The organism is Arthrobacter sp. I3, from assembly GCF_000520575.1.
GTDB classification, from domain to species: Bacteria; Actinomycetota; Actinomycetes; order Actinomycetales; family Micrococcaceae; genus Arthrobacter; species Arthrobacter humicola_A.
On record NZ_KI914966.1, the window covers coordinates 4,912 to 12,278 of the forward strand.

General features: G+C 65.9%; 10 protein-coding genes. 8 read left to right on the forward strand and 2 right to left on the reverse strand.

The features are described from left to right. The coding region (locus Y706_RS26910; RefSeq protein WP_043436817.1) for an ABC transporter ATP-binding protein at positions 1–824 on the reverse strand (824 nt) is incomplete at its 3' end. Between the two features lie 310 nt (positions 825–1,134). Here Y706_RS26910 and Y706_RS0120930 point away from each other — a divergent pair. The 5 genes from Y706_RS0120930 (at position 1,135) to Y706_RS0120950 (ending at position 3,396) form a co-directional block, all read left to right on the forward strand. After that, positions 1,135–1,410, forward strand: a complete 276-nt coding sequence (locus tag Y706_RS0120930; protein WP_028278112.1) for a glutaredoxin family protein — start codon at positions 1,135–1,137, stop codon at positions 1,408–1,410. After that, on the forward strand, positions 1,407–1,919 hold the full coding sequence (gene ssb / locus Y706_RS0120935) for a single-stranded DNA-binding protein (RefSeq protein ID WP_028278113.1): 513 nt from the start codon (positions 1,407–1,409) through the stop codon (positions 1,917–1,919). The genes Y706_RS0120930 and ssb overlap by 4 nt, the downstream gene beginning before the upstream one ends. 179 nt (positions 1,920–2,098) lie before the next feature. Next, positions 2,099–2,356, forward strand: a complete 258-nt coding sequence (locus Y706_RS0120940; protein WP_028278114.1) for a ParB family protein — start codon at positions 2,099–2,101, stop codon at positions 2,354–2,356. Between the two features lie 2 nt (positions 2,357–2,358). Beyond that, positions 2,359–2,646, forward strand: coding sequence for a helix-turn-helix domain-containing protein (locus Y706_RS26915; protein WP_028278115.1), 288 nt, complete (start codon positions 2,359–2,361; stop codon positions 2,644–2,646). A gap of 45 nt (positions 2,647–2,691) precedes the next feature. Continuing rightward, positions 2,692–3,396, forward strand: a complete 705-nt coding sequence (locus tag Y706_RS0120950; protein ID WP_028278116.1) for an SOS response-associated peptidase — start codon at positions 2,692–2,694, stop codon at positions 3,394–3,396. Between the two features lie 211 nt (positions 3,397–3,607). Here the strand turns inward: Y706_RS0120950 and Y706_RS0120955 are convergent, their stop codons facing one another. Next, positions 3,608–3,928 (reverse strand): hypothetical protein, encoded by a 321-nt coding sequence (locus Y706_RS0120955; protein WP_028278117.1) that lies wholly within the window; start codon positions 3,926–3,928, stop codon positions 3,608–3,610. A gap of 211 nt (positions 3,929–4,139) precedes the next feature. Here Y706_RS0120955 and Y706_RS0120960 point away from each other — a divergent pair, with 211 nt between their 5' ends. The 3 genes from Y706_RS0120960 to Y706_RS0120970 all read left to right on the forward strand — a co-directional run. Next, entirely contained in the window at positions 4,140–4,529 is a 390-nt protein-coding gene (locus Y706_RS0120960; protein WP_253906862.1) for a MobC family plasmid mobilization relaxosome protein, read from the forward strand. A gap of 3 nt (positions 4,530–4,532) precedes the next feature. After that, positions 4,533–6,182, forward strand: a complete 1,650-nt coding sequence (locus Y706_RS0120965; protein WP_028278119.1) for a relaxase/mobilization nuclease domain-containing protein — start codon at positions 4,533–4,535, stop codon at positions 6,180–6,182. Positions 6,183–6,211: 29 nt separating this feature from the next. Further along, on the forward strand, positions 6,212–7,367 hold a 1,156-nt coding region (locus Y706_RS0120970; RefSeq protein ID WP_043436828.1), incomplete at its 3' end, for a hypothetical protein.

The window sequence follows — 7,367 nt, forward strand, 5'->3', positions numbered from 1 at the left end:
TCACGCAGGACGGCGGCTTCGTCCGCGCCCGGGTGGGGGGAGAGCTCGGCATGCCCGCCGCCGGCACTGACAACCTCATACAGGGCCAAAGAGGGCAGGGTCCCGGTGTAGGTGAGCCGGTAGACGGTGCCGCCGAACTGTTCCTGGACCTCGGCGACGGTGCCGTAGGCGCGGGAGGTCCCGTCTTTGAGCAAGATCACCCGGTCGCAGAGCCGTTCGACTTCTTCCATCTGGTGGGTGACCATGATGACGGTCGCGCCGGCGAGTTTCTGGTCTTCGATGATGTCCATCAGCAGGCGCCGGTTGACCGGGTCGAAGCCCTTGGTCGGTTCGTCCAGGATCAGCAGTTCGGGGTCGTTCATGATGGTCACGCCGAGCTGGATTTTCTGCTGCTGCCCGCCGGAGAGCTTATCCAGCCGGGTGGTGGCCTTGTCGGCGAGGTCGACCCGTTCCAGGTAGTCCCGGGACCAGGCTTTCGCCCGCGTCTTGTCCAGGCCCTTGAGCCGGCCGAAGTAGACCATCACATCCAGCACGGACTCTTTCTTGTACAGGCCGCGCTCCTCGGGCAGGTACCCGAGCCGGGCCCCGTCCTGCGGGGCGAAGGGCTTGCCGCCGATGTGCAGGGTCCCGGCGGTGGGCTGGTAGATCCCCAGCAGCGCCCGGAGTGTGGTGGTCTTCCCGGACCCGTTGCTGCCGAGGAACCCGAAGGTTTCCCCGGCCCTGACATCGAAGGACAGGTCTTTGATGACCGTAGTGTCCCCGAAGTCCATCCGGAAGTCCTTGATGTGTACCAGCGGCTCGGTGGCCGTGTCCCCCAGCGTCATGGCAACACTCTAACCGGCGTGCCGTCGCCAGTGAGGAACCGGCCCGGAGGCGGAAGCTGGCGGGGGCCATTAGCCGGCCGCCTGCCGTCCGGAAGCCCGTGGTCCACCGCAGCTCTCCGCTGACTGGGAACGGGCCGGCTAACGACTGGAGATGACGGCCCCACCACAGTATGGCTGTCAAAAGCGCAAGCAAAAACTGCCTAGAATTCAACGAATTAGGGCTACTCATTCAGTTGAATGATTGCTAGAATTGACATAGCAGGTCAGCCAGACGAACGAAACTTATCGAGATACGAAACCAGGTGCTGAAATGACCCTCACCATCTACACCAAGCCCGCCGGTTGCTTCGGCTGCACGAAGACCAAGCAGAAGTTTACCGACGCCGGCGTCGCCTTCACCGAGGTCGACGTGACCACCAACCAGGCCGCTTTCGAGTACATCACCGAAGAGCTCGGCTACTCCCAGGTGCCCGTCGTGGTCTACGACAAGGAGAGCAGCGAAGACCACTGGTCCGGGCTGAACCCGGCCAAGGTCGCCCGGGTCATCGAGATCGAAGCCGCCGTGCGCCAAGGTGCCTTCACATGAGTCGCGGAGATAGCATCACCGTTATCGGCAACGCCACCGCCGACCCTGAGCTGCGGTCCACGGCATCCGGGACAGCCTTCGCCCGCTTCACCATCGCCTCCACCCCCGGGACCTTCGACGCCGGCACTGGAAAGTGGATCGACGGGGAAACCCTTTTCCTGCCCGCCACGGCATGGCGCGGCATTGCCGAACACGCCGCCGCGTCCCTGACCAAGGGCATGCGCGTGATCGCCACCGGCGCCCTGAAGCGCCGGTCCTACACGACGAAGACGGGGGAACAGCGCACCGTCGTCGAGCTCGAAGTCGAGGACATCGGCCCGTCCCTGCGCCACACCACCGCGGAGGTCACGCGTACCGGTCCCGGCCCGGAGCAGGACGAGGAGCACCCGCCGGACAGGTTCAGCCTGTCTCCCCGGGACTACGGGGACGACGATGCGTGGTTCGGTCTCGCAGCCAATCCCACCGGCAACATCGACGTCCCGGCCCCCGAGACCGAGCCGGCCCAATAGATGGCGCGCATCCCGGCTTTCGGAGAAGGGGTTCAGCCGGCCCGAGGTCGTGCTGGCGCTAGCAGGTGTGTTCCTGCCGGTCTCTGGCCGTCCGGATCGTCGTGCTGGACGGGCTCTCAGGAGCCACACCGGAAGCAAGTATTCATGAGCCGGTCGCTGCGTGAGGGAAGATCAACGGGATGAAGAAGATCGCGGCATTCACGCCGTATTTCACAGAGGACGAGGCCGGGCAGGTCCGTGCGGCGTTCCTGGCCGCCGGCCACCTGGAAGGCGACGCGAGCGTGTCGGACTTCATCGTGCGGGCCACGATGCGGGAAGTGAAGCGGCTGCAGCGCCGCCACAACGCCGGCCGGGCATGGGCCCCTGTCCCGGCCGGCGGGCTGCGCCGCGGACAACGCACCAAAGATGAACTGCAACACCGGAACGAGGGAACCTGATGATGGCAAGACGGACCGAGGACACCAACGCGCCGCCGACGCTCACGGCTGGTCCGGCGCTGCCCAGAATGCTGACGCTGGACCAGGTGAAGGAGGTCCTGAACGTCAACACGCCTTTGGTGTATGCGCTGGTGCGCAGCGGCGAACTGCGGGCCGCGCAGTTCGGCGGCCGGAACGTCTGGCGCGTCCGGGAAGATGACCTGCTGGCCTACATCGACGCCGCGTACGAGAAGACCGCGCACCGGATCGCGGCCGGGCAGATCCCCGAGGAAACCACCATCGAGGACTGACCCATCTGGGGTTCCCTGGACCCGGTGCTGGGGCAGAATGAAAGCATGTGCGGCAGATACGTGATGTCAAAGGCGACCGGTGATCTCCTGAGCCACTTCGAGGCCAAGGAAGTTGAGGGCAGCCCGCCCCCGCCGAGCTGGAATGTCGCGCCCACGCAGGACGTCCCGATCATCACCGAGAAGCTGGATGAGGACTCCGTGGAGCGCCGGCTCCTGATTGCCCGCTGGGGTCTCGTTCCGTCCTGGGCCAAGGAAATCAAGATCGGCTCGAAGCTCATCAACGCCCGGAGCGAATCCATCCTCGACAAACCCTCGTTCCGCAAAGCAGCCATCACGCGGCGCGCCCTGATCCCGGCCGAGGGATATTACGAGTGGGAGAAAACCGAGGACGGGAAGAAGATCCCGCACTACTTCTACTCCGAGAAGAATGACCTGCTCGCCTTTGCGGGACTCTACGAGTTCTGGCCCGACTCGTCCCTGCCGGAGGATGATCCTCACCGGTGGTTGCTCAGCTGCACCGTGCTGACCACCACGGCTCACGATTCCCTCGGCCACGTCCACGACCGGGCCCCGGTCATCGTCCCGCCGGAGATGTACGGGGCCTGGCTCAACCCGGGCACCACCGGAAAGAACGATGTGCAGGATCTGCTGGACGCCATGCCCGAACCGGTCCTGACGCCGCGGGCAGTGACGGACCGGGTGAACAGCGTCCGCAACAACGGACCCGAACTCCTCGACCCGCCCACCTGACCCCGCCCGGCCTCCCCTTCGAGAGGGCAGCAGGCAAGACGTTTGGCAAGACAACGCGGATTGGCCGCCACCCAAAAGTGACGGCCAATCAGTGGTGCGGTGCACCCGCTTGCGGGTGTTCTTTGTGGTCCTTGGCTGAAGAAAGCCGGCCCTCACCCGGGGGTGTGCCGGGGGCACCGTCTTGGACCATGGGGAAGGAACCCGCCACTCCTTAGGACTGTGTGGTCGCGGTGTCCAGGATGTCACCGTGCGGGGGAGCGGACGCCTGACCTGCGGTCTGTGACGCGGCGGTTTTCCGCCGCCGTGAGACGGCCCCTGGTTCGAGTCCAAGCTTCTTCAGCTCCTCGGTGCTCCACCCGTCCTTGGTGGCCCGGACGTATGAGCGCTTGTCGTCGCGTTCAGCATCCGCGAGTTGTTCCTTGAGGTCAGCGACCCGCTGCCGGGCCTTGACCAGCTGCGTGACGGATTCGATGCGCGAGTCGAGCAGCGCGCGGGCCTGGGTACGTGTCTTTTCAATGTCGAGGTTCGCCATGCCTCCACCCTAACCACCACATCCCCGAATCCACGGGACGAACCGCCGCGCAGGCAGCGATCCGGAAATGCGGCGGAGCAAGCTATACATTTACACGGGTGTAAATGGCGTGTCGCTCACGCCCTTGCGGCGGTTTGCTTGGCACACTGGGCAAGTGTGGTCCCCGGTTTCGGGGTCGCTGCGCTGAGCTTTCAAAGGGATGGGGGAGTGCGTGACTGAGCAGAATGAGTCCCGTCCGCGCCTGTCCAAGCGCCGTCGGGAGAACTCGCCGGCGGGGACGAAGAAGCGCCGCGAAGTGTGGGTCACCGCTGAGGAGGAGGCTGCGCTGGTTGCGCGGGCTGCCCGGGAGAAAGTTACTGTCCCGAACCTGCTGATCACCGCGGCCCTGTCCGAATCTTCGGAGACGCCGACGGAGCGGAAGGCGGCGATGGCGGAACTGATGGCCCTGCACACGCTCCTGGCGCGGGTGTCGAACAACGTGAACCAGATCGCCCGGCACGCGAACGCGGGGGATGAGTTCCCTCAGGACGCGAAGGCTGCGCTGTCTTATGTGCGCGAGGTCGCGATGCGGATTGACCGGACCATTGAGGGGCTGATGTAGCCGATGATTCCCAACATCACCCGCGGGTCCAGGATGTCCGGACTGCTGCTGTATCTGGCATCGACCGATGCGGACAAGACGAGGAACTCCCACACGGATCCGCACCTGGTGGCCGGGGATGCGGCGATCATGGCCTGGTACGACGACGGCGTCCTGGACCGGGATGACGCCGTGGCGATTGCGAAGCACCTGGACCAGCCCCGGAAGTCTTTTGGTGTCGAGGTACTGCAGAAGGATTTCCGCTGGGACGCGGCATCGAAGCAGCGGGTGGAGGACGGCCACAAGCCGGCCGATGTGTGGCATTGCTCGCTGAGCCTCCGCGCCGAAGAAGGGTCGCTGACGGACCAGCAGTGGGGTGATATTGCCAACGACTTTGTCGACGCGATGGGTTTCACCGAAGCCAGCGGCAAAGCCCAGTGCCGCTGGGCCGCGATCAACCACGGCACGTCCGAGAACGGCAACCACCACATCCACATCGCCGTGTCTCTGGTCCGCGAGGACGGCACCAAAGCCTCCACCCACGGCGACTACAAAAAAGCACAGCAAACCTGCCGCGCCCTGGAGACCAAGTACGGCCTGGAAGAACTCTCTTCCATTCACTCAACCCGCGGCTACGACCGTGCCGAAAAGGCCACCGCGATCCGGGACGAACGGGAAATGCACCGGTCATCCCTGGCACGGAAGGTGCGGGCCAGCGCCAGCGCCTCCGGGTCCGAAGCGGAGTTCGTCCGCCGCGCCCGCGACACCGGCCTGCTGGTGCGGCCGCGCTATGCCAAGAACACCACCGACGTCGTGGTCGGCTACTCCGTGGCCGAACGCCCCGCACATGGCGAGCGTCCTATCTGGTTCGGCGGCGGGACCCTCGCCTCTGACCTGAAACTCGGTGCCCTCCGGGAAGAATGGCCCGACACCCCGCACCAAGCCACCGAAGCCGCAGCGGAATGGAACGCGGCGGCCCGGAATAAGCGCACGGTCTCCAGGAGCGGCCCCGAGCATGCGACACCGCCGGCGGAGGCGTGGGTGGAATACACCCGCAACGCGGCCGCCCTGGCTGACCAGCTGCGCACCATTCCACGTGATGATCACGCGACCTGGGCGAAGGCTGCACGGGACGTATCCGGGGCGTTCGCGGCATGGTCCTACCGGCTAGAACCGACCCCGGGTCCGTTGGCGGCCACCGCCGCCGAACTGTCCCGCACCGCCCAGCTGCGCGCACCACGGCAGCACAGCAAACCTGTCGTGCTCCCGTCGATTGCCGGCACGGCCATGTTGTTCATGGCCGCGTCGAGCAAGGACAAAACCGCGGCGCAAACGGCCCTCATGGTGCAGCTGATCAACACCGCCTTCGCCGTGTATGAAATGCATGCCCAGTCCGGACGGAGCCGTGAGGCGCAGCGCATCCGTGCTGTGGTCGAGGAGCGGCTGGCCCCGTTCACCGGCACCATGCCCAAGGCGGTTCTGGTGAGCGCCGGGCAGCAGCCGGCCCCCGAGGCCGGAGTAACGCCTCGGGCGATCGATATCGCCCGGCGCGGCATGGTCCCCATCCGTCCCGGATCAGTGCTGCCCACAACGCCAACACCGGCAACACCGGCAACGCCGGCAAGGACCTACCAGCCCAGCCGGCGCGACGCCGGTCCGGGCCTCGACCGATAGACCACCACCCAAACTGCAAGGGGAACAGCATGAGTGAATCAGATGGAATGGATGACGCCCTGGACGGCGGTCTCCGGCAGTCGCTGATGATCGCCTCACGCATTGCCGAGACACTGGCACGCCAGCGCCAGGAGAGCCAGCGGCAACAGGAACACCAGGACACCCAGACAGCGCACGAAGCCCGGGCACGTCTCGCCGCCGAACGCAGCGCCGCCCACGCGGCACTGGCACCTGTGGAAAAGGACCAATGGTGGGACAAGGCACGGCCCGGAGACATCGCCACGGCACACGCCGTCGCAGAAGGCTGGAAGGATATTGATCCGGCCGCCCTCGCCGCATCCGAACGGATCCGGACCGAAGTCCAGCGCCGCTATGCCATCGACACCCGCGACGTGGGCACGGATGCCGCGTACCTGGAATCGGGAATCGAAACCATCAGCGCTGAACAGGCCCGCCGCGTAGCAGTGGCGGAGCACCGGAAGGACATGGCACTCATCGCCGCGGCTCAGGCCGAAGAACTCAGCGCCAAGGCCCGGACGCTGGCCCCGGAAATGGAGCGGTACCAGGTGCCCGTCGAATACCTGAACAACCCCGCCCTGTCGGCGGCGCTGCAGAGCGCACACGACGCCACGACGCCGGCGGCCATCGAGGCTGCCGACACAGCGGTGAAGGAACGTCTGTACTTGATCGGCAAAGACGGCGTCAACGGTCCCGCCATCGAGAAGCTTCGCGAAGAAGCCACGGCGAACTTCACTGGGGCCGGCGAGGACCATTTCAATGACGCCAGGTTCGTGGACGCCGCCAAGGAATGGCACGACGCGAAACTCCTTGCCGAGGGAGGATTCACGGGTTCCAGGGAGCAGCCGCTGGAACAACGCTACGAACGCGCCGAAGCGGACCTCTTCGCACGCATCGCCGAGCTCGGCCGCGAGCTGGAGGGCAGGGTCACCGCCGACGACAGCGAACGGCTGAAGGACCAGGGCGGGAAGGCCGAAACCAGCTCGGCCGCAGAATACGGTTCCGCCGACCATCACCAGGCATTCGCCGTCACCCTCTCCGGCACCGCCAGCGAGGAACGCGTCAAGGGACGCCTTGCCGCTGCCCGCAGCGAGGGCACGCACCCCAGCGCCGCACTCGTCAGCGGCAAAGATCCGGCGAAGGCGCGGAAAACAATCAGGGGCGCAG